Annotated in this window: 21 protein-coding genes; 10 read left to right on the forward strand and 11 right to left on the reverse strand. The window is 63.7% G+C overall.

The genetic code is table 11. From position 1 onward, the window contains the following. The first annotated feature begins 98 nt into the window (after nt 1-98). A complete protein-coding gene (locus tag NKI35_RS00240; RefSeq protein ID WP_023748504.1) occupies nt 99-731 on the forward strand; it encodes a pyridoxamine 5'-phosphate oxidase family protein in 633 nt (210 codons plus the stop codon). 98 nt (nt 732-829) lie between these two features. On the opposite strand, the gene NKI35_RS00245 is transcribed toward NKI35_RS00240, so the two are convergent. The 3 genes from NKI35_RS00245 to ftsE all read right to left on the reverse strand — a co-directional run bounded on the left by NKI35_RS00245 (nt 830) and on the right by ftsE (nt 3,323). Then, nucleotides 830-1,549, reverse strand: a complete 720-nt coding sequence (locus tag NKI35_RS00245; RefSeq protein ID WP_023737444.1) for a YdcF family protein — start codon at nt 1,547-1,549, stop codon at nt 830-832. 132 nt (nt 1,550-1,681) lie between these two features. Continuing rightward, nucleotides 1,682-2,671, reverse strand: a complete 990-nt coding sequence (locus tag NKI35_RS00250; protein ID WP_023701396.1) for a cell division protein FtsX — start codon at nt 2,669-2,671, stop codon at nt 1,682-1,684. Further along, a complete protein-coding gene (ftsE, locus tag NKI35_RS00255) occupies nt 2,664-3,323 on the reverse strand; it encodes a cell division ATP-binding protein FtsE (RefSeq protein WP_023685344.1) in 660 nt (219 codons plus the stop codon). The genes NKI35_RS00250 and ftsE overlap by 8 nt, the downstream gene beginning before the upstream one ends. 189 nt (nt 3,324-3,512) lie before the next feature. Here ftsE and NKI35_RS00260 point away from each other — a divergent pair, with 189 nt between their 5' ends. The 3 genes from NKI35_RS00260 (at nt 3,513) to NKI35_RS00270 (ending at nt 5,150) form a co-directional block, all read left to right on the forward strand. Further along, nucleotides 3,513-4,148 (forward strand): hypothetical protein, encoded by a 636-nt coding sequence (locus tag NKI35_RS00260; protein ID WP_352737979.1) that lies wholly within the window; start codon nt 3,513-3,515, stop codon nt 4,146-4,148. Between the two features lie 24 nt (nt 4,149-4,172). Next, nucleotides 4,173-4,715 carry a hypoxanthine phosphoribosyltransferase gene (gene hpt / locus NKI35_RS00265; protein ID WP_023673315.1) on the forward strand — a complete coding sequence of 181 codons (543 nt, stop codon included), beginning with the start codon at nt 4,173-4,175 and terminating at the stop codon, nt 4,713-4,715. Between the two features lie 63 nt (nt 4,716-4,778). Beyond that, the gene (locus tag NKI35_RS00270; RefSeq protein ID WP_352737981.1) at nt 4,779-5,150 is read left to right on the forward strand and encodes a response regulator; all 372 of its coding nucleotides are present in this window, start codon (nt 4,779-4,781) and stop codon (nt 5,148-5,150) included. 6 nt (nt 5,151-5,156) lie between these two features. Here NKI35_RS00270 and NKI35_RS00275 read toward each other — a convergent pair whose 3' ends face one another. Beyond that, nucleotides 5,157-6,107: a DMT family transporter gene (locus NKI35_RS00275; RefSeq protein WP_352737983.1), complete on the reverse strand. Its 951-nt coding sequence runs from the start codon at nt 6,105-6,107 to the stop codon at nt 5,157-5,159. Nucleotides 6,108-6,333: 226 nt separating this feature from the next. On the opposite strand from NKI35_RS00275, the gene NKI35_RS00280 reads away from it, so the two are divergent. After that, nucleotides 6,334-7,197 (forward strand): LysR family transcriptional regulator, encoded by an 864-nt coding sequence (locus tag NKI35_RS00280; RefSeq protein ID WP_352737985.1) that lies wholly within the window; start codon nt 6,334-6,336, stop codon nt 7,195-7,197. On the opposite strand, the gene NKI35_RS00285 is transcribed toward NKI35_RS00280, so the two are convergent. From NKI35_RS00285 to NKI35_RS00295, 3 genes are all read right to left on the reverse strand, one after another. Continuing rightward, nucleotides 7,194-7,565, reverse strand: coding sequence for a glyoxalase superfamily protein (locus tag NKI35_RS00285; RefSeq protein WP_023685340.1), 372 nt, complete (start codon nt 7,563-7,565; stop codon nt 7,194-7,196). The two genes, NKI35_RS00280 and NKI35_RS00285, sit on opposite strands and share 4 nt — an antisense overlap. A 41-nt stretch (nt 7,566-7,606) precedes the next feature. Next, nucleotides 7,607-10,195 carry a TIGR02302 family protein gene (locus NKI35_RS00290; protein WP_352737987.1) on the reverse strand — a complete coding sequence of 863 codons (2,589 nt, stop codon included), beginning with the start codon at nt 10,193-10,195 and terminating at the stop codon, nt 7,607-7,609. A gap of 136 nt (nt 10,196-10,331) precedes the next feature. Further along, nucleotides 10,332-11,273, reverse strand: coding sequence for a threonine/serine dehydratase (locus NKI35_RS00295; RefSeq protein WP_023743994.1), 942 nt, complete (start codon nt 11,271-11,273; stop codon nt 10,332-10,334). A gap of 50 nt (nt 11,274-11,323) precedes the next feature. On the opposite strand from NKI35_RS00295, the gene NKI35_RS00300 reads away from it, so the two are divergent. Beyond that, nucleotides 11,324-11,626 carry an ArsR/SmtB family transcription factor gene (locus tag NKI35_RS00300; protein WP_023694025.1) on the forward strand — a complete coding sequence of 101 codons (303 nt, stop codon included), beginning with the start codon at nt 11,324-11,326 and terminating at the stop codon, nt 11,624-11,626. A gap of 20 nt (nt 11,627-11,646) precedes the next feature. On the opposite strand, the gene lysA is transcribed toward NKI35_RS00300, so the two are convergent. The 3 genes from lysA to argH all read right to left on the reverse strand — a co-directional run bounded on the left by lysA (nt 11,647) and on the right by argH (nt 14,671). Further along, nucleotides 11,647-12,915, reverse strand: a complete 1,269-nt coding sequence (gene lysA / locus NKI35_RS00305; protein ID WP_352737990.1) for a diaminopimelate decarboxylase — start codon at nt 12,913-12,915, stop codon at nt 11,647-11,649. 80 nt (nt 12,916-12,995) lie between these two features. Further along, nucleotides 12,996-13,202: a hypothetical protein gene (locus tag NKI35_RS00310; protein WP_023673325.1), complete on the reverse strand. Its 207-nt coding sequence runs from the start codon at nt 13,200-13,202 to the stop codon at nt 12,996-12,998. Nucleotides 13,203-13,270: 68 nt separating this feature from the next. Then, nucleotides 13,271-14,671, reverse strand: coding sequence for an argininosuccinate lyase (gene argH / locus NKI35_RS00315; RefSeq protein ID WP_352737992.1), 1,401 nt, complete (start codon nt 14,669-14,671; stop codon nt 13,271-13,273). Between the two features lie 34 nt (nt 14,672-14,705). Between argH and tlpA the strand changes: the two genes are divergently transcribed. Then, nucleotides 14,706-15,398 carry a thiol:disulfide interchange protein TlpA gene (gene tlpA, locus NKI35_RS00320; RefSeq protein WP_352737994.1) on the forward strand — a complete coding sequence of 231 codons (693 nt, stop codon included), beginning with the start codon at nt 14,706-14,708 and terminating at the stop codon, nt 15,396-15,398. 14 nt (nt 15,399-15,412) lie between these two features. On the opposite strand, the gene NKI35_RS00325 is transcribed toward tlpA, so the two are convergent. Further along, complete coding sequence (locus NKI35_RS00325) at nt 15,413-17,860, reverse strand: bifunctional diguanylate cyclase/phosphodiesterase (protein WP_352737996.1); 2,448 nt, start codon at nt 17,858-17,860, stop codon at nt 15,413-15,415. Nucleotides 17,861-18,334: 474 nt separating this feature from the next. Between NKI35_RS00325 and ugpB the strand changes: the two genes are divergently transcribed. From ugpB to ugpE, 3 genes are all read left to right on the forward strand, one after another. After that, the gene (gene ugpB, locus NKI35_RS00330; RefSeq protein WP_352737997.1) at nt 18,335-19,645 is read left to right on the forward strand and encodes a sn-glycerol-3-phosphate ABC transporter substrate-binding protein UgpB; all 1,311 of its coding nucleotides are present in this window, start codon (nt 18,335-18,337) and stop codon (nt 19,643-19,645) included. Nucleotides 19,646-19,716: 71 nt separating this feature from the next. Continuing rightward, nucleotides 19,717-20,601, forward strand: a complete 885-nt coding sequence (gene ugpA, locus NKI35_RS00335) for a sn-glycerol-3-phosphate ABC transporter permease UgpA (protein WP_023731064.1) — start codon at nt 19,717-19,719, stop codon at nt 20,599-20,601. 9 nt (nt 20,602-20,610) lie between these two features. After that, nucleotides 20,611-21,459 carry a sn-glycerol-3-phosphate ABC transporter permease UgpE gene (ugpE, locus tag NKI35_RS00340; protein ID WP_023698704.1) on the forward strand — a complete coding sequence of 283 codons (849 nt, stop codon included), beginning with the start codon at nt 20,611-20,613 and terminating at the stop codon, nt 21,457-21,459. The last annotated feature ends 7 nt before the right edge of the window (nt 21,460-21,466 follow it).

Genomic DNA, 21,466 nt, shown 5'->3' on the forward strand with positions numbered 1-21,466 from the left:
TGGGAGGATAGCTTGCAACTATGCCATCTACATCCAAAACATGGAAGGACCTACTTCTTCGCGTACAATGGCCGTGTTTCGGTCTCGCGGAGGCTTCCATGAATGCACATACTTTCACCAGCGATGTCGCCTTCACGCCGACGGTCAAGGCGATCCAGACCCGCAAAGGTTCGCGCAAGGGCTATGCCAGCGCCGAGGAGCGCGGCGGATGGCGCGCCCATATCACGCCCGACCTCGCCGACTTCATCGCGGCGCAGACCAGCGTCTTCCTGTCGACGGCAAATGGCGAGGGTCAGCCCTATATCCAGCATCGCGGCGGGCCAGCTGGCTTCCTCAAGGTGCTGGACGAGAAGACCATCGGCTTTGCCGATTTCTCCGGGAACAGGCAGTTCATCACACAGGGGAATCTCGCCGACAACAACCAGGCATTCCTGTTCCTGATCGACTATGCGCATCGCCAGCGCGTCAAGATCTGGGGCACGGCGCGCGTCGTCGAGGACGATGCCGAGCTTCTGGCAAGGCTGATGCCGCAGGACTACAAGGCGCGCCCCGAGCAGGTCATCCTGTTCACCGTCTCGGCCTGGGATGCCAATTGCCCGCAACACATTCCGCAGCGATTCGAGGCCGCCGATGTCGCGGCCGCACTCGCCGAACGCGACAAGCGGATTGAAAGCCTCGAACAGGAGATTGCGCGGCTGCGTGGCGCGGAAGACGGCACGGCCAAGGGGTAATCGAGCGCCGTCAGAGTCGTCTGTTTGGACGCAATTCCCAAGGGAAAGCGTACGTGCTTTTCCCGGGAAAACCGCTACACACTTTTCCTGGAATTGCTTTAGTCCTTGGCGGTCGAAACCTCGGCCAGTGCGACGCTGTCGGCGGTCTGGCGGACCGGGACGACGCCGCGCGCCAGCGCCAGCAGGTATTTGCTGTATTCGGTCAGAAGCACGCGTAGCGCTTCCGGCTTGGTCAGCCAGTCGCCATTGTCCAGATTGGTGTTGACCACCGGATAGGGTTCAAGCCTGGCGCCATGCAGCAGGCGGCCCATCTCGAGCAGGCTGCGCGGCATGTGGTAATTGTTGGTGACGAGGATGACGCTGCCATAGGCGTGGCTCTCCACCCATTTAGCGCTTTCCTCGGCATTGCCGATCGTGTCGAGCGCGGCGCGGTCGATGTCGACACAGCAGGAAAACAGCGCCTTGTCGCCGCCGGTAGCAGCCTGCAATTGGCGGCGGCTGGCAGAGGGATGCACGCCTGAGATCAGCAGCCGCTCGCCCTTGCCGGAGGCAAGCAGATCGAGTGCTGCGTCGAGGCGGGCCTGACCGCCGGTCAAGACGATGATCGCATCGGCCTTGGCCGGGTTGGTCGGGGTCGTCATGTGGCTGACCTTGCTGGCGAACCAGCCGAAGCCACCGGCAAACAGGGCCACCAGCAGCAGTAGACAGAGGGAGGCGAGACGCAGGGCGGTGCGCAAACGGCCCAGCCCGGTGCGCACACGCGAACGCACCACTGGCATCTGTCCAGCCGTTCCGGTCGACTCCCGCGCGTTCATCATCCTATGGTTAATCCTGAAATGCCTTTTTGGTAAGGAAAAAAGCGCACATTGCGTTACGTCGGTTTTCGATCCGTGATCGTCCCTTCCATTCCTGTCCTTGCCCCCGAACTGTTTCGCTTCTGCCCTCACGGTTCACCCCGCATCCGGCTGGCGGACATCGATGTCGCTGAGATAGGCGACGACGGTGGCGTGCGAGGTCGCCGCCGTCAGTCCGCCGATCACCAGCACCATCAGGCCGACGCCGAGATAGCCTGCCGATCCGATGGCGAAATTGCCGAACAAAGCGGTGGCCTGGTCGGCCTGCGGCGTTGCCATGTTGCGCGACGACCACCAGGAAAAGACGATGAAAACCAGGATCGCGGCGGCGCCGCCGGCGGCCGCGCCCTTCATGCCGGTGACCAGGAAATGCCAGCGGAATTCGCGCGCGATGAAGCGTGCTTCGGCGCCGACGAAATGCAGCACTTCGATGATATGGCCGTTGCCGGCCATGGCGCCGCGCGTCGCGAACACCACGGTCAGCACCGTAGCCGACAGCATCAGCACCAGTACGGCGATGCCGATGGTGACGGTGGTGCGGGCCATGGCGACCAGTCGGTCGACCCATGTACGGTGATCGTCGAGCGAAGCGCTCGGCAGCTTGGGCGTGAGCGCCGCACGGATGGCGCTAAAGTCGGGCGGACTGGTCTCGTCGATGGTGACGATGATCAGGCGCGGCACCGGCAATTCGTCGATATTCAGGCCCGAGCCCAGCCATGGCTCCAACAGACGCGCGGTGGCGTCGCGATCGATGATCCGGGTTTCCTTCACGCCGGGGAATTCGCCGACGATCTGCGAGGCCTGGGCAAGGGCTGCCTCCATGTCGAGGCCGTCGACCGGTTTGATCTGAATCGTCGCCTCGCGCGAGATCTGGTTTTCCCAGACCGAGGCAGTGTCGCGCACCAGCGTGACGGCGCCGAAAGTCAGGCAGGACAGGAAGGTCATGATGGCGATGACCAGCACCAAGGCGCGGCCGGCAATATTCTGCGCCGGCACGATCGGCGCCATGCGGCGCTGGACGCGCTGCGTCGTCGTCGCCGGTTCGGCGGCGTCTTCATGCAGCTGTTCGGCCGATACTTCAGTCATAAATATCCAGCCTTCCGCCGGCCAGGATCATGCGGCGCGCGTCGACCTGTTCCATCAGGCCGAGATCGTGAGTGGCGATCACCACCGCGGTGCCGAGCCGGTTGAGCTCGATGAACAGCCTGAGCAGCCGGCGTGCCAGTGGCGGGTCGACATTGCCGGTCGGCTCGTCGGCAAGCAGGATTTCGGGCTGTTCGATCAAGGCGCGGGCGATTGCCGCGCGCTGCTTTTCGCCACCCGAAAGGACCGGCGGCAGCACATGCATGCGCTCGCCCAGGCCAACCCATTTCAAAAGTTCGGTGACGTCGGTGCGGTAGCTCGCTTCCTCGCGGCCGCGCACGCGCAGCGGCAGAGCGACATTCTCATAGGTGGTCATGTGGTCGAGCAGGCGGAAATCCTGGAACACCACGCCGATGCGGCGCCTGAGATGCGGCAGTTCAGCGCGCGAGATGCGCGAGCGGTCCTTGCCGAAGATGGTGATCAGCCCGCGTGTCGGCTTCAGCGACATGAACAGAAGGCGCAGCAGCGTCGTCTTGCCGGCGCCGGAGGGCCCGCTCAGGAACTGGAAGGAGCTCTCCGGAATGTGCAGGGAGATGTCGCGGAGGATTTCCGGACCCATGCCATAGCGGAGGCCGACATTTTCGAAGCGGATCACGTGCGACGACCTGAGGTGTGTGGCGGCGGCGTGCCAGCCCTTTCTGTTCGATCTGTCCGACGACCATCGGCCGCCATGGTTAACCCTCGGTTAATTTTCGCTGTTTTTGAGTGCGTCACAAGGGTTCCGGTGGGGAAGCGTTAACCATTTCCATTTACGCAAAAGAAACGAACAGGCAACAGCGGGGCCATGATGGCTGAGCAACGAACCGCGCGCCCGGTTTCCGGCGAAATCATGACCGGGACAAGTGTCGCACCGGAATCGCGTCCTGTGGCGACCGACATCGTCGATGCGGATTATGAGGTGCTGCCGCAGCCGATCCCAAGGGTAGAAGCCATGCCGACGCCGGCGCGCGACATCGCGACGCCGTCGATGGAAGGCATGGAGATGCTGCGCAAATCAGATGTGTCAGCCGGGCGGCCGGCATCGCGTGGCGGGCCGATCTTCTGGATTGCCGGCATCGGTGCGGCGCTTGCCGCCTTCTGGGTCTCGGGTGGCCACGCGCTGGTGCGCCAGACGCCGTTCTGGTCAGTCGAACAGCCGGAGGGCGCCGTACTCAGCATTGCCGGCGTCACGTCGCGTGTCGACGCCTCAGGACCCGCCCCGGTGCTGTTCGTGGACGGCGAGGCCGTCAATGACGGTTTGAAGGCGGGACAATTGCCGCCGCTGGAGATACGTGTCACCGGCAATGACAGCCGCATCACCCGCTATACTCTGGGGACATCCAACCGTTCTCTGGCGCCCGGCGAAAGATTCGGCTTTTCCAGCCGCCTCGATGTGCCTAGAAACGGCGTCAAGGCCGTGGCGGTCACCTTCGCCGGCTAGTCGGTTTCTCTGGAAAGGTTGTTGATGCCAGTTGTGCGCGGCAAGGACATCGAGGTCCTCTTTTCGGCGTCCGCGATCGCGCGGCGCAATCTCGAACTCGCCAAGGAGATCGCCGAGCACGACTATCACGACCTGCTGGTGATTTCGGTGCTGAAGGGCTCGTTCATCTTCGCCGCCGATTTGATCCGCGCCATGCACGATGTCGGGCTGTCGCCCGAGGTCGAGTTCATCTTCATTTCCAGCTATGGCGCCGGCACCACCAGCGGCGAGGTGAGGGTGCTGCGCGACATCGACAATGAGGTCGCCGGCCGCGACGTGCTGCTGATCGACGATATCCTGGAATCGGGCAAGACGCTGTCCTTCACCCGCAACCTGATGCTGTCGCGCGGCGCCAAAAGCTGCGCCATCGCGGTGCTGTTGGACAAGCGCATGCGCCGCCAGACGGAGCTGAACGCCGACTATGTCGGCTTCGACTGTCCCGATTACTTCGTCGTCGGCTACGGCATGGACGTCGCCCACGCTTTTCGCGAACTGCCGTTTGTCGGTGTCGTCAAAGGCGATGCCTGAGAAAAGGCCCCGACGCTTCAAATTTTCAGAAAAAGTCAACTTTTGCCCGCCAAATTCCGGCCCATGGCAAAGCTTCTGATCGTCGAGGACGATGAGTCCGTCCGCACCCTCGCCGCCCGCGCGCTCGAACGCGCCGGGCACTCGATCGATATCGCCGCCGACGGCGCGCAGGGGCTGGCGATGGTCAGTGCTGCAGGCGGCGGTTACGACCTCGTCGTCTCCGATATCCGCATGCCGGAAATGGATGGCATCGAGATGGCGATCGCCGCAGCCAGGCTTTTCCCTGACATGAAGATCCTGCTGATGACCGGCTATGCCGACCAGCGCGAGCGCGCCGAGGAATTGAACGGCGTCATTATCGACGTCGTGCAAAAGCCTTTCACGCTGGCCGAAATCCGCTTGCGGGTCGACCAGGCGCTCGCCTGCTTCGCCTGACACGCTTCAGGCGACATCCTGAGACGCGGCGAGGACAGGCGCAGCGCTCCGGCGCCGTTCGGTGTTGAGCGCCAGCAGACCGGCGCCGATGATCAGCGCCGCACCGATGGCAGTGGTCGAGCGCGGCACCTCGTCGAAGAACACGAAGCCCCACAGCGGTGACCAGATGATGCCGGTGTATTCGAAGGTGGCGACGCGGTTGGCGGGCGCCAGCCTGTAGGCCTGCGACAACAGGATCATGCCCGCCGAAGCGACGAAGCCGCAGGCGGCCATCTTGAGGAAATCCGGGGTCGTCGGCCAGACCCACGGCCGCACCAAGAATTCGAGGCTGGGGTGGACAGCATGGGTTATGCCGGCAAGCCAGAATGTGCCGGCAACCGCAGCGGCGCCGACCAGATAGGCGCCGTTCTGGTAGAAGGCCATGACGGTGGAGGATTCGGTGTCGCCGATCTTGCGCGCCATCAGCTGTGAAAAGCCGTAGAGCAAAGCCGAGCCCAACGAAAGCAGCGCCGCCCAGTCGAACAGGCCGGCGCCCGGGCGCAGCATCACGACCACGCCCAGCATGCCGATCAGCACGGTGGCGAGAGCCTGCCAGGATACCCGCTCGCCGAGATAGGGCCCGGCCATCGCCATGATGAACAGGGGCGCCATGAAATAGAGCGCCACCGCGTCGGCGAGCGGCAAGGCAGCGATCGCCAGATAGTAGACCGTATAGGAGGAGAACTGGATGAAGGCGCGTATCGTCAGCAGGCCGAACCGCTTCGAGACAATGGCCCGCAGGCCGACATCGGCGCGAACGAGAACGACCAGGATCGGCAAAGCGACGATCGAGCGGATCCACATCACCTCGGTCACGGGATAGCCGGCCGACACCGCCTTGACCAGCGGGTCCTGGAGCGAGAACACCAGCACGCCAAGGCACAGGCTGATGATGCCGAGAACGATCCGGTTGCGCATGTTGTTCTGCCGGCCCTTGCCTTGACTGCCCGCAGCCGCCCGGCCATGGGGTAAAAAGAACCCGCCACCGTTTCGGGCAGCGGGTATGAGTGAGGACTCTTTGATTGGTCCGCAGCCGGTTTCGCGGCGGCATATCCAATGGGTGAGCGGACTATGCTGCGGCGTTTGACATGTTGCAAACGAATTGGAATGATACCAGCGATCAAATTTGCTTATGACGGATTCGATGCGGCCGACCCTCGACAGCGATCTCCTGCGCACCTTCGTCGCCATTGCCGAAGCGGGCAATTTCACCCGGGCGGCGGAGCAGGCCGGGCGCACCCAGTCGGCGGTGTCGATGCAGATGAAGAAGCTCGAGGAGCTGGTCGGCGACAGCCTGTTCGAACGCGGCTCGCGCGGCGTGGCGCTGACGCGCCGTGGCGGCGAGCTGATCGTCAATGCCCGCCGCATCGTCTCGCTGCTCGACGAGACGGCGGCATCGATGGCGGCGGCACCGCTTGGCGGGCCGGTGCGCATCGGCATTCCCGAGGAATATGGTCACGCTATCCTGTCGCGCGCGCTCGGCGCCTTCTCGAAGCGTCACACCAAGGTCGAGGTCACCGTGCGCTATGCACATTCCGGCGCCCAGCTGGCGGCGCTAGCCGCCGGTGAACTCGACCTCGCCGTGGTGTTCGAATGGCAGGATCCTGGCGGCGGCGAGGTGCTGATGCACGATCCGACAGTGTGGGTGACATCGAGCCTGCATCACATGCATGAGGAGCGGCCGGTGCCGATCGCGCTCTACAACCGGGCCGGCTGGTGCAAGGACTTCGCCATCAAATCGCTGGAGCAGCGTGGGCTGGCCTACCGTGTCGCCTATACCAGCGACACCACCGGCGGCCTGAAGCTCGCCGTCACCTCTGGCCTGGCGATCGCGCCGATCTCGCACAGCAATATTCCGGATGGCTGTCGTGAACTCACCGCCGCTGACGGGTTCGGCCATATCGATTCCTCGAATGTGGTGATGCACCGCAGCCCAAATGCCTCAGGCGAAGCTATCGACGGCATGCAGGAGGCGATCCGCGAGGCGTTCGTCAACCGGCCGGCTTAGTCTGTTGCATCCTCGTAGAAATGCAGGCGATTGCCGAAGGGGTCGCCGACCGACACTTCACGGGTCTGCCACGACGTGGTTTCGAGGCCCGGCCGGGCGTAGCGGTATCTCTTGCCGATCAGTTCGCGGTGCAATGCCGCGATGTCCTCGACCTTGATGCGCATGGCTATACCCGGCGCGCCGTCGCCATGATGTTCGCTCAGATGCAGGACACAGCCGTCGCGGATTACACCCATGTAGAGCGGCGCATTGTCGTCGAAGCGGTGCTCGAACTCGACCTTGAAGCCGAGAAAGTCGACATAGAATTCGCGTGCCTTGGCGATGTCGAAGATGCGCAGGATGGGCGTGACGGCACCGAGTTTCGGCATGGCGCTGATACCATTCAGTTCGACGGATGTTGCCTTGGAGGCTACTTCAGCTCCAGCAGCCGCTCGAGGTAGCTGCGCTCGATGTCGGGGCTGAGCGCGTTGCCGAGCCGCTTGCGAATCGCTTCGAGAATCTGGCGGGCGCGCTGCACGTCGATCTCGTCGGGCACCTTCACCGAATCGCCGAAATCGGGTCCGCGGCTGGCGCGCGGCCGGCCCAGCGGATCGCGGCCGGCGTCCTGTTGGCGGCCGCCTTCCTGGCTGCCGCCCTGGTCGCCTTGCATCGCCTGCAGCTGCTTCATCATCTCCTTGGCGCCCTTGCGCAGCGCTTCCAGCGCGCGACCCTGGTGGCCGACCGCCTGGTCGCCTTCGCCTTCGCCAAGCGACTTTTCGGCATTGCCCATGGATTTGCCAGCGTCGCCAAACCCCTCATTGGGCTGCATGCCCATGCCTTCCAGGCCCTTCTTCAGCTTGTCGAGTTCGCTCTGCAACTGGCCCTGGCCTTCCTGCAGCTGCTTCATCGCATCGGCGAATTCCTGCGGTGTCATCGACTTCGGCCGGGCGAGAGGATCGCGATCCTTGCCGACGCCCGGCTGGTCCGGATCGTCGCCATTGCCTTCGCCGGGCTGCTGATTATCTCCGCTCTGCATCTGGTCCATGCGGTAGGTGTCGTTCATCATCTCCTGCTGGCGGCGCATGATCTCGCCCAGCTTGTCCATCTGCTGGCGCATCTCGCTGTCCTGCTCGCCGCCCTGCTGCTGACGGCCGGCCTGCAGGTTGTTCATCATGTTTTCCAGTTGCGACAGCAGCTCCTGCGCCTTGTCGCGGTCGCCCGACTTCGCCAGGTTCTCGATCTGGTCCATCATGCGGTCGATATCACTCTGACGCAGCTCGCGGCCATTCTGCTGCATCTGCGGCGCGTTCGGGTTCTGCTTGGCGCGCTCGGCGAATTCCTGCAGGAATTCGTTCATCGCCTCGCGCAGTTCCTTCATCGCCTTTTCAATCTCTTCGTCGCTGGCGCCGCGCTTGATGGCGTCCTGCAGCGCCTGCTGGGCCTGGCGGAGCCGCTTTTCGGCGGACGAGAGATTGCCTTCCTCGATGCCGAGCGCGATTTCCCAGAGATAGGCAACCTCGTTGCGCAACTGATCGTCGCTGTCCGACATCTTCAGCCGGCTGCGGGCGCTCATGATGGCGAGGTAATGCGACATGTTGTCGAACGTGTCCTCGGGCCGCAGCGTGATGGCGTCCATCAGGTCGAGCACGCGCGGCTTGGCATTGGCGTCGAGCGCCAGCAGGCGGCGCTGCTCGACCACCGCCCGCGCCAGCGGGTTGGCGAAGGGCCGCTCCGGCATCACAATAGTCTTGGTCTCGCTGGTCGCGGTGTGTCCGGCATCGTCGGTGGCGACAAGCGACAGCTTGATGCTGGCGCCGGCCCAGACGTGCTCGGTTAGGTCCTTGGTGGTCTTGGCGGCGTTCGCCTTGCCGCCGCGGCGCGGCAGCGCCAGCGGCAGGTCAGGCGGACCGTAGAGCGGATGCGCATCGGGCGCCGCCGGATCGGCCAGCGCGAAAACCGCCTTTGCGGTGGCCGCGCCATAGTCGTCGTCGATCTGGTAGTTGAGCTCGAAGGCGCCGTTGACGGCGCGCTTGGGCTCGCCGACGAAGCGGATCGTCGGCGGCTTGTCGGGGATCACCGCGAAGGCCCAGCGACCGAGATCGGCTTCGCCCGACTTCAGCGTCAGCGTGCCGTCGGCGGTCAGCTTGCCGGTGAACTGGCGCAGCTTGGGGGTCGCCGGGTTGACCGCCGCTGCCTTGACGGCCGCCACCTGTGGTCCCGACGGGTCGATGGCGCGAGCATTGCCGCCCTTGTCGGCAAAGCTTAGCGTTTCCTCGCCGGAGCCGCCGGTCACGCGCAGCGAGACGTCGCTGCCTTGCGGCACGGTGAAGGTGGCAACCGCCTGCTTGGCGTTGCCATCGATGACTGGCGCGGTCAAGAAGATGGGCGGCTTGCCGGTATAGGCCGGCGGGGTCACCCAGGCATCGATGCGCGGCGGTACGATGTCGCGCGCCGCATGGGCACTGAAACCATCGGACATCCTGCCGCCGGACGGTCCGAAGGAGAAGGCAAAAGCGGTGACCAACAGCAGCGCCGCCACGGCACGCAATGCCCACGGATCGCGCTCCGGCACGCGGGTACGCGGCAGGTCGGCGCCAAGGCTGCCGAGCTTATCGGCCATGCGCTTTTGGTGTTCGCGCCACAACGCCTGGGAAAAGATGCTTTCCTTGCCGCTGGGACGGTCGGTCTGCACCAGCACCGGGCTGTGCTGCAACTGGTTGGCGGCCTCGATACGGCGGTCGATTTCAGCGGCGGATGGAAGCTTGAAGAAACGCAGCGGATAGAGCGCCGCCAGCGTGGCAATACCGAACGCAGTGACCAGGATAATACGCGCAATGTCAGGCAGCCGGGGGAAAAGGCCGAGCCAGGAGAGGCTGAGAAACAGGCTGGCGACAATGAGCAGCGGCAGAAGCAGCGGCCAGCCGCGCTCGACGGTCATCGAGACCCGTGTCGCCAGCCGGCTCAGGGCAAGCCGCCCAGCCAGGCTGCGATCGCCACTGGAAATGGGGCGTTCCGTCATCGGCCCTTCCTGCCCGGGCGGGATAGCCCGGACTCAACAAGCAGAAGTTTACCAGCAAACACGGCAAAGGCGAGGCGGTTCCGGAAAACTTGAAAAGCTTTGGCGGGTTTGCGTCCCACTTCAGTCGAAGCAAGGTTTAGAATTTCGCCGGATCGGTATTCGAGCCGCAGACAAGGACGGCGATCCGCTCGCCCGGCGCCGGCGTGTAGCGGCCGGACAGCAGCGCTGCGAAGGCCGCTGCGCCGCCCGGCTCGGCGATGATCCGCACCCGCTCCCACAGCGCCTTTTGCGCGGCGATGATGGCGTCGTCGGTGACCAGGATGGAGCGTTCGACGAAGGCCTCGGCGATCGGGAACATCATCTCGCCGACGCGTTTGGGCGCCAGCGAATCGGCGGCGACGCCTTCGGCCGGCGCATCGACGGGGTGGCCGGCTTCGAAGGCGCGATGCAGCGTCGGCGCGCCTTCGGGCTCTATGGCGATGATCCTGATGCGGCCGGCAAACCAGGCGGCGATGCCGCCGATCAGGCCGCCGCCGCCGACAGCGACCAGCAGCGTGTCGATGTCTGGCAGATCGGTTTCGATTTCGAGGCCGAGCGTGCCCTGGCCGACCAATGTTTCCTCCTGGTTGAAGGCATGGATCTGCAGCGCGCCGGTCTTTTCGGCAAAAGCCTCGCTGGCGGCCAGCGCCTCGGCATAGCGGGCGCCGCCGACCATCAGTTCGGCGCCGTAGCCGCGGATGCGCTGCAGCTTGGCCGGTGGGCTGACTTCGGGAACGAAGATCGTCGCCTTGTGGCCAAGCCGCATGGCGGCATAGGCGACCGCGGCGCCATGATTGCCGCCCGAAGCCGCAACCACGCCGGCCGCAGGCACCGGCCGTTCGAGCAGATTAGTGAAGGCGCCGCGCGCCTTGAACGAACCGGAATGCTGCAGGCATTCGAGCTTGAGGTCGACCGCCAGCGGCGGCCGGTCGAAATCGGCCATGTCGACGCGCAGCACCGGCGTGTGCCTGATATAGCGGCGGATGCGCGGTTCCATCGCGGCAATGCGTTCGCGCGTGACGGTGTTGCCGTTCGTCATGACCATCTCCTTGGGATTGACAGCAATTAGTAACTTGGCAAAATGGCTAAATGCAAGAGGTTGATGTCTTCAAGGCGATCGCCAATGAACGCAGGCTGCAGATCCTCGACTGGCTGAAGGATCCGCAGGCGCATTTCCCGGCCCAGGCAGACGGCGATCTGGTCGAGGACGGCGTTTGCGCGCTGCTGATCGCGGAGAAGCTCGGAATTACGCAGGCGACGCTCTCCGAACATATGCGCGTGCTTACCCAGGCCGGCCTGCTGCGGCCCAAGCGCATCAAGCAATGGACGTTCTACCGCCGCGACGAGGACAGGATCGCCGACACAAGGATGCTCATCCAAAACCGGCTGTAGCGCAGCCGCCGTGGCGGCTCCTATGCAAGCCAGTCGGGCACCGAATCCAGGCCGATCAGCTCGTCATAGGTCTGGCGCCGGCGTACGACATGGAAACGGTCGCCGTCGACCAGAACCTCAGGCACAAGTAGGCGGGTGTTGTAGGTGCCGGATTGCACCGCGCCATAGGCGCCGGCGGTGGTGACGGCAATGAGGTCGCCAGACTTGAGCCGGGGCAGGTCACGGTCGAGGCCGAGATAGTCGCCGGTCTCGCAGACCGGGCCGACGACGTCGACCGCCATGCGCGGCGTGTCGGCCGGCGGCTGCACCACCGGCTTGATGTCGTGGAAGGCATCGTAGAGCGTCGGCCGGATCAGATCGTTCATGGCGGCGTCGACGACGAGGAAGTTCTTGGCGTCGCCTTCCTTCACGAAGATCACTTCCGAGACCAGGATGCCGGCATTGCCGACGATCAGCCGGCCCGGCTCGAACATCACCTTCACTTCAAGCTTTGTCAGGTGCTTCCTGACGATCTCGGCATAGGCATCGGGCAGAGGCGGCGGGCTGTTGTCGGTGCGGTAGGGGATGCCGAGGCCGCCGCCGAGATCGACATGCTCGACGGCGTGGCCATCGGCGCGCAGCGCGCCGACCAATTCCGCCAGAAGCGCGAAAGCATCATCAAAGGGCTGCAACTCGGTGATCTGGCTGCCGATATGGGTATCGATGCCGATGGGCTTGGTGCCCGGCAGTCCGGCCGCGCGGGCATAGACCTGGCGCGCCTTTTGCCATGGAATGCCGAACTTGTTCTCGGCCTTGCCGGTGGAGATCTTCCTGTGCGTCCTGGCGTCGACATCCGGGTTGATGCGCAGCGACACCGGCGCCACCTTGCCGAGCGCGGTGGCGCGGGCCGACAGCAACTCCAGCTCCGGCTCGGATTCGACATTGAAGCAGAGAATGCCGGCCTCGAGCGCAAAATCCATTTCGCGCGCGGTCTTGCCGACGCCCGAGAATACGATCTTGCTGGCCGGGATGCCGGCGGCGAGCGCGCGGCGCATTTCGCCTTCCGAGACGGTATCGGCGCCGGCGCCGAGCTTTGCCAGCGTCCGCAGCACCGCCTGGTTGGAGTTCGCCTTCAAGGCGTAACAGACCAGCGTGTCGAGACCGGCAAAGGCCCCGGCGAACACCCGGTAGTGTCTGGTCAAGGTTGCCGTCGAATAACAATAGAACGGCGTGCCGACGCTTGCGGCGATGTCTGGTATCGCCACGTCCTCGGCATGGAGCACGCCGTCGCGGTAGTCGAAATGGTTCACGAGAGTGTTTCCGGAAGTTGGAGCACGAGACCTGGTTAGCACGAGACCTGGTCAGAAAGACCAAGCCGGTCTCATCGGCCCTAGATCAGCGGGTCCAGGATGAATTTCTTGTCCACGACCGGTTTTTCCGGCTCCGGCGGCACCGGCTGTTTGGCGCGCTCGGCGTCCTTGCGGGCCTGGACGGCCGCTTCATAGGGCGTGTCGAGACCAGCCTTACGGCCGCAAGCGGTCACGGCAGCCATCGCCGTCAGCAGCGTCAGCGTCACCAAAATCCTGCTTGCGGTCATCGATCCATCCGTCCGAAACTTTATGTGCTGCGCTTTTAACCGAGTTTTAGGCGCATTGCACCCCGGCATCATGCCTTGGCGATGCGCTTTTTCCAGCTGCGGATCTGCTTCCTGACCTCCGATGGCGCGGTGCCGCCGAAGCTGGTGCGGCTCTTGATCGAATTCTGCACCGCCAGCACCGAGAAAATGTCCGCCGTGATGCCGGGATTGATCGACTGCAAATCCTCCAGCGACAGCTTTTCCAGGCTCACCTTCTTCTCTTCGGCCAACGCCACCGCGCGGCCGGTGACATGGTGCGCCTCACGGAAGGGCAGGCCCAGCGTGCGCACCAGCCAGTCGGCGAGATCGGTCGCGGTCGCGTGGCCTGAGCCGGCCGCCTTCTTCATGGCTGCGGCATTGACCGTCATGTCGCGCACCATGCCGGTCATCGCCGCCAGCATCAGATCGAGCGTCTCGGCGGCATCGAAGACCGATTCTTTGTCTTCCTGCATGTCCTTGCCGTAGGTCAGCGGCATGCCCTTCATCACCGTCAGCAGCCCGACCAGGTGGCCGGTGACGCGGCCGGTCTTGCCGCGCACCAGTTCGGCGGCGTCCGGGTTCTTCTTCTGCGGCATGATTGAGGAGCCGGTGGAGAAACTGTCCGACAGTCTGACAAAGCCGAATTGCGGCGTCGACCAGATGATGATTTCTTCGGCGAGCCGCGACAGATGCGTGGCGGAGATCGCCGCCAGGCTCAAAAACTCCAGCGCGAAATCGCGGTCGGAGACGCTGTCCAGCGAATTGCGCATCGGCTCGCGGAAGCCGAGCGCCTTGGCGGTCTTGTGGCGATCGATCGGAAAACTGGTGCCGGCAAGGGCTGCCGCGCCGAGCGGGCTTTCATCCATCCGCTCGATGGCGTCGCGGACGCGCGACAGGTCGCGCGAAAACATCTCGACATAGGCCATGCAGTGGTGGCCGAAGGTCACCGGCTGCGCCGCCTGCATGTGGGTGAAGCCCGGCATCACGGTTGCCGCATGCTCCTCTGCGCGCTCGAGCAAGGCTGAGATCAGCCCCTTCAGCGCCTCGGCAACGCGGAAACATTCGTCCTTGACCCAGAGCCGGAGATCCACCGCCACCTGGTCATTGCGCGAGCGGGCGGTGTGCAGGCGGCCGGCGGCCGGGCCGATCAGGTCGGCAAGGCGGGCCTCGATATTCATATGGATGTCTTCCAGCCGGGTCGAGAACTCGAACGTGCCGGCCTCGATCTCTTTCAGGATCGTGTTCAGGCCTTGAGCGATTTTTTCTTGATCGGCCGCCGAAATAATGCCCGTTTCAGCCAACATCTCGCTGTGGGCGATCGAACCTCTTATGTCTTGGGCATACAGTTTGCGGTCGAACGAAATCGACGCGTTGATCGCTTCCATGATCGCGGCCGGACCCGAGGCAAAACGTCCGCCCCACATCTGGTTGCTGGCCTTCTTGTCGCTCATCGCTATAACCCGTGCTCCGGAGCAGTCTTAGAAAATGGCAGACGGTAACAGATATTTCCCGGCCCCGCGGCTGATCCTCGCCGCTTTGCTGGCGGGCGTGCTGGCCGGCGCGGTCGCGGTATATGTCAGCGAGAGCGGGTCTGGCAACAACGCAGCCATCGGCAGCGCAACTGCGGCCGGCGCGGGCAACAGCAAGGACGACGTCGCCTGCGCCGCCAAGAGCGACCGCGCCAAGAAGGTTGCCGCCGCGGCCACGGGCCAGGTTGCGGCGCTCCTGCCCGCCGATCCGCCGCAATCGCTGAAAAGCTTGGCCTTCAACGGGCCAGACGGCAAGCCGATGACGATCGCCGATCATGCCGGCAAGACCGTGCTGCTCAATTTGTGGGCGACGTGGTGCGCGCCCTGCCGCGCCGAAATGCCGGCGCTCGACGCCTTGCAGAAGGAAAAGGGCAGCGATGCCTTCGAAGTGGTCGCGGTCAATGTCGATGCCGGCGACGATGTGAAGCCGAAGAAGTTCCTCGCCGATATAGGCATCGGGTCGCTCGGCTATTACCGCGATTCGACGCTGGCGCTGTTCAACGACGTCAAGACGCGTGGCTTGGCGCTAGGCCTCCCCGTCACCATGCTGATCGACGGCGAAGGCTGCCTGATCGCGCATATGAACGGACCGGCCGAATGGTCGGGACCGGATGCCAAGCGCCTGGTCGAGGCCGCACTCGCCCCTTAGGCCGCACTCGCCCCTTAGGCTGAGCGCAGGGCCGCCGCCGGCGGCAGCATCAAGATGCTGCCGCCGCGTTGTTTGACGCTGGCGTCGTCTTGTGCCGCCGGCACCGCGACGCCGGTCAGTTCGCTGAACGCCTCGATCGGGCTCGGCCGGCCTAGATAGTAGCCCTGGCCGATCTCGCAGGCCTCGGCGTCGAGGAATTTCAGCTCGCCCAGCGTCTCGACGCCCTCGGCCAGAACCGGCAGGCCGAGACCGCGGCCAAGCCCCAGAACGGCGCGCACGATGGCTGCCACCTGGCCGTTGCTGTCGACTGATTTGATGAATGAGCCGTCGATCTTGATCTTGTCGAAGGGGAAGGCGCGGAGATTGGACAGCGAGGAGTAGCCGGTGCCGAAATCGTCCATCGCCACACGCACGCCAAGCGCCTTCACCTGGCGCAAGGTCGCCAGCGCGCGCGGCATGTCCTTGACCAGCGCCGTTTCGGTGATCTCGAGTTCGAGCCTGCCGGGCGTCAGGCCGGAGCCGAGCAGGACTTCATGCACCTTGCGGCTGAAATTCGGATTGTGGAGCTGCACCGCCGAGACATTGACCGCGACGGTGAGAGGGTTCTTCCAGCGCGCTGCCTCGGCGCAGGCCGTCGCCAACACCCATTCGCCGATCTGGATGATGACGCCGCTGTCTTCGGCCACCGGGATGAAGGTCGCCGGCGACACGTCGCCGCGCTGCGGATGGCGCCAGCGGATCAGCGCTTCGAACCCGACCATCCGCCCGCTGCTGATCTCCTTTTGTGGCTGGTAGACGAGGCGAAACTCATCGCGCGCCATGGCCTGGCGCAGTTCGTGCTCCATCACGCGCCGGTCTCGCGCCTCGGCGCCCATCGAGGCCTCGAAGTAACGGTAGGTGTCCTTGCCCTCGGCCTTGGCGCGGTAGAGCGCGGTGTCGGCGTGGCTGACCAGGATTGTCGGCTCATCGGCGTCGAGCGGATAAAGTGCAATGCCGATGCTGGCCGATACCAGGCCGCCACCGACCGACAGCCGGTTTTCCTCGCGCATGGCCGCCAGCACCGCCTCGGCGATGCGGCCGGCCGCCTGCGGATCGGGAAGGTTCGGAGCGATGATGGCGAACTCATCGCCGCCGAGACGCGCCAGCATCTGTCCGTGGCGGAGCACGGCGGAGGCGCATAGCGCCACCTTCTGCAGCATGGCATCGCCGGCGCCGTGCCCGAACAGGTCGTTCACTTCCTTGAAGCGGTCGAGGTCGAGCAGCAGCAGCGCAAGATGCCCGCCCTTGCCGCCGCGGTCCATTGCGGCAATTTCGGCCTCGAGCCGGCCGGAGAAACTGCGGCGGTTGGGGAGCCCGGTCAGCGGGTCGAAATGGGCGAGGCGCAGGATCTCCTGCTCGGCCTTCCGGCGTTCGCGGATGTCGCGCACGGCGACAACGCTGTGCCGCTTGCCGCAATAGTCGATGCTTCTGGCGATAAGTTCGACGGGGATGGTGGCGCCGTCATGGGCTCTGAGTTCGGCTTCCTGTGCCTGTCCGCTGCAGTCGGACATGCCGGCCGCGGTGCGTTCGCCGAAGAGATCGCCAAGCAGCATCGCGTTCAGCACTTCCGGCGCAATGCCGGTGAGTGCCGCGATGCTGTCATTGGCGCTGACGATGCGGGCGCCATCGCAGACGATCAGCCCCTCGACGGCGGCGTTGGCGAGGCCGTGCATGCGCTCGGCCTCGAGCTTGTGACGCCGGAAGCGAAGGTCGATCCACAATGCTGCGGCTGAAAGCACCAGGATAGCCAGGCTGACTGCAGCGGCGGCGAAGGCCTGCGACACCGGTTCGACCGTGAACTGCGATATCTCGATGGAGGAGTCCGGGAAGATCGACACCGCGCCCATGGCGATGAAGTGCAGGCTGCAGATCGCCAGCGTCAACAGGATGGCGGCGGCGATTGTGGCCTGCATGGACGGCCGTCGCAACACCACCAGCAGCGCCAGCGCGGCGAGGGTGACGCCTGTCAGCACCGAGACGCCGACCAGCAGCGGGTTCCAGACGATGCGCCCTTCGACCTCGAAGGCGGCCATGCCGATATAGTGCATGGCGGCGATACCAGCGCCGAGGACCGCGCCGCCGACCAGAGGGTAGTCGATGCCCCGGCGCAAGGTGGCGATCCACATGCCCGCGGCGGTCAGGGCGACGGAACCGGCGAGCGAAAGCGCCGACATTTCCGTATTGTACGCGTTGGGGATTCCGGGAGAAAAGGCAAGCATTGCGATGAAATGCGTCGCCCAGATGCCGAAGCCGGTGGAAGTGGCTGCTATCATCAGCCAGGTATAGCGGTTGCGCTCGCTCGAGCGGTCGACATGGCGAAGCAGGTTGACCGCCGAGAAGGAAGAAATACCGCAAATGAGCGCTGCCAGTGCGACCAGTCTCAGATCGTGCTCATGCACGATACAATTATAGACCGTCAGCATCTCGCCCCACCTGCTCTCCCACAGCAATCAAGCCGTCCACTTGATTAGTATGTCGCGCTTGACGAAGAATCGGTTATGCGAACTACAACTACAGCGGGTTTTTCGGGTTGTACCTTGCGGCGATCCTGTCTCATTCCAGACAGGGTCACAGCAGCGCTTGGCGCGATGCCGCTCTACCGATCTCGATCTGGCCGAGCGCCGGTATGGCGGCCGCATGGTACAGGTGCGTGGCGCTGTCACGGGGGCCCTTCATGCATCGCCGGCGGTCGGCGATCGTCGCAGGCCCACCGCGCCCATGTATCGCTGAGCCGGCTTGGCATTTCTCTCTGTCCTCGTTGCAAGGCGAGGGGGCGCGAAGTTAGCCGAGTATGAAATTCACGAAACAGCAACAAATCCGTTGTCCGATTGTTATCAGCGACACATATTGCGTTCGCGGGAGTGCCCCTTTCGCCAATGACAAACGGGAGATGAAACATGAAGTTGTTCGGCTTTGCGGCCGGTGTTGCCGCCACCTTGACCCTGCTTTCCACCACCTCCGCCTTCGCCGCCACCCAGATCAGTTGGTGGCATGCAATGACCGGCGCCAATGCCGAGGTGGTCGACAAGATCGCCAAGGATTTCAATGCCAGCCAGAGCGACTATGAAATTCTCCCTGTTTTCAAGGGCACCTATCCCGAAACGCTGAATGCCGGCATCGCTGCCTTTCGTGCGGGGCAAGCGCCCGACATCATCCAGGTGTTCGACGTGGGTACCGGCGTCATGATGGCCGCCGAAGGTGCGATCAAGCCGGTGGCCGATGTGCTGACCAGCGCCGGCGTGACCTTCGACAAGAGCCAGTATTTGCCCGGCATCGTCGGCTACTATTCGAAGCCGGACGGGACCATGCTGTCCTTCCCCTATAATTCCTCGTCGCCCATCCTCTACTACAACAAGGATATCTTCCAGAAGGCCGGGCTTAATGTGAACAATCCGCCAAAGACCTGGAACGAGGTGTGGGAAGCCGCCAAGAAGATCAAGGCGAGCGGCGCCGCTTCCTGCGGCTATACCTCGACCTGGTTGACCTGGATCCACCTTGAGGCCTTCGCTGCCTGGAACGACGTTTCCTATGGCACCAACCAGAACGGACTTGCCGGAACCGACGTTGAGCTCAAGATCAATGCGCCGATCTTCGTCAATCATTTCCAGGCGCTCGCCGACCTGGCCAAGGACGGCACCTTCAAATATGGCGGCCGTACATCCGAAGCCAAGCAGATCTTTCTTGCCGGAGAATGCGGCATCTTCACCGAATCGTCGGGGGGTCTGGGTGACATCGTCAAGTCGGGCATGAACTACGGCATCGGCCAGCTTCCCTATGATAGTGACGCCAAGGGCGCGCCCCAGAACACCACGCCGGGCGGCGCCAGCCTGTGGGTGTTCGGCAACAAATCGGACGAGGAATACAAGGGCGTCGCGGCGTTCTTCTCCTACCTGTCCAAGACCGAAGTGCAAGAGTATCTGCACCAGAAGTCGGGCTATCTGCCGGTGACGCTCGCTGCCTATGAAGCGACCAAGAAGTCCGGCTTCTATGACAAGAATCCGGGCCGTGAGACGCCGATCCTGCAGATGCTGGGCAAGGCGCCGACCGAGAACTCGAAGGGCGTGCGCCTCGTCAACCTGCCGCAGGTGCGCGACATCGAGAACGAGGAGTTCGAGAAGATGCTGGCCGGCCAGCAGACTGCGCAGCAGGCGCTCGACAACGCGGTCGCACGCGGCAACAAGGCGATTCAGGAAGCGATCGGAAACTGAAGCGATTTGTCAGTTGAACCTCGTCCACGCGGACCCGCGTGGACGATTTCCTGAATAGCGAGGGAATCACCCTGTCTCCACGCGTCGTCTTTCCCAACAAGACCCTGCCTTACCTGCTCGTGGCGCCGCAACTCGCCATTACGCTGATCTTTTTCTACTGGCCGACCGGGCAGGCGCTCTACCAGTCGATGCTCAGGGAAGACCCGTTCGGGCTGAAGAGCAAGTTCGTCGGGCTCGCCAATTTTCGCAAGGTGCTGGCCGACCCGGCCTACCTCAACTCGATCAAAGTTACGCTGGTGTTCTCTCTGGCGACCGCGATCGTCGCCATGGGTGTGGCCCTGTTGCTTGCCGTCATGGCCGAGAAGGTGGTGCGCGGCAAAGGCCTCTATCGCACGCTGCTGATCTGGCCGTATGCGGTGGCGCCGGCGATTGCCGGCATGTTGTGGCTGTTTCTGTTCAACCCCTCGATCGGTTCGCTGGCCTACGCCTTGAGAGGTCTCGGCATCGCCTGGGATCCCTTGCTTAACGGCAACCAAGCCATGATCCTGCTGGTGTCTGCGGCTGCCTGGAAGCAGATCAGCTACAATTTCCTGTTCTTCGTCGCCGGGCTGCAGGCAGTGCCGAAGACGTTGATAGAGGCGGCGGCCATGGACGGCGCCGGGGAGACGAAGCGCTTCTGGACCATCGTTTTCCCGCTGCTCGCGCCGACGACCTTCTTCCTGCTGGTCGTCAACACGGTCTATGCGCTGTTCGACACTTTCGGTATCGTCCATGCGGTCACCGGCGGCGGGCCGGGCAAGGCCACCGAGACGCTGGTCTACAAGGTCTACAATGACGGTTTCGTCAATTTGATCCTCGGCGATTCGGCCGCGCAGTCGGTCATCCTGATGGTCATCGTCATCTCACTCACGGCCATCCAGTTCCGCTATGTGGAACGCAAAGTCCACTACGGTTGAGCGCGAGCGATGATTGGTCAGTCCCCGCTTCGCGCCCTCATCGCCCACGCCGTGCTCATCCTGGGCATCCTGATCGTCGCTTTCCCGATCTACTACACCTTCGTTGCCTCCACGCAGACGCTGCAGACCATCCTCAAGCCGCCATTGCCTCTTTTGCCCGGCGACCAGGTCTGGAACAATTACAGCGAGGCGCTGTTCGGCGGTGTCGGCCGCATCGGCGGCGTCAGTGTCGGCCGATTGCTGCTCAACACCACGATCATGGCGCTCGGCATCGCGGTGGGGAAGATTTTCATCTCGATCCTTTCGGCCTATGCGATCGTGTTCTTCCGTTTTCCGCTTCGGATGGTCTTCTTCTGGCTGATCTTCATCACGCTGATGCTTCCCGTCGAGGTGCGCATCCTGCCGACCTACAAGGTGATGGTCGATCTCGGCATGATCGACACCTATGCCGGCCTGATCATTCCGCTGATCGCCTCGGCCACCGCCACGCTTCTGTTTCGCCAGTTCTTCATGACCATTCCAGGTGAGTTGGTGGAAGCGGCGCGTGTCGACGGCGCCGGACCATGGCGCTTCTTTTTCGACATCCTGTTGCCGCTGTCGCGCACCAACATCGCGGCGCTGTTCGTCATCCTCTTCATTTATGGCTGGACGCAGTATCTGTGGCCGCTGCTCGTCACCAACAGCAACGACATGAACACCATCGTCATCGCCCTTAGAAAGATGGTTTCCTTCGCCGATGCCGATACGCAATGGCATCTGGTCATGGTCACCGCGATGCTGGCCATCCTGCCGCCGATCCTGATCGTGGTGCTGATGCAACGCTGGTTCGTGCGCGGACTTGTCGATTCCGAAAAGTGAGAAGCCG

Source organism: Mesorhizobium sp. M0676, from assembly GCF_040320535.1.
Classification (GTDB): domain Bacteria; phylum Pseudomonadota; class Alphaproteobacteria; order Rhizobiales; family Rhizobiaceae; genus Mesorhizobium.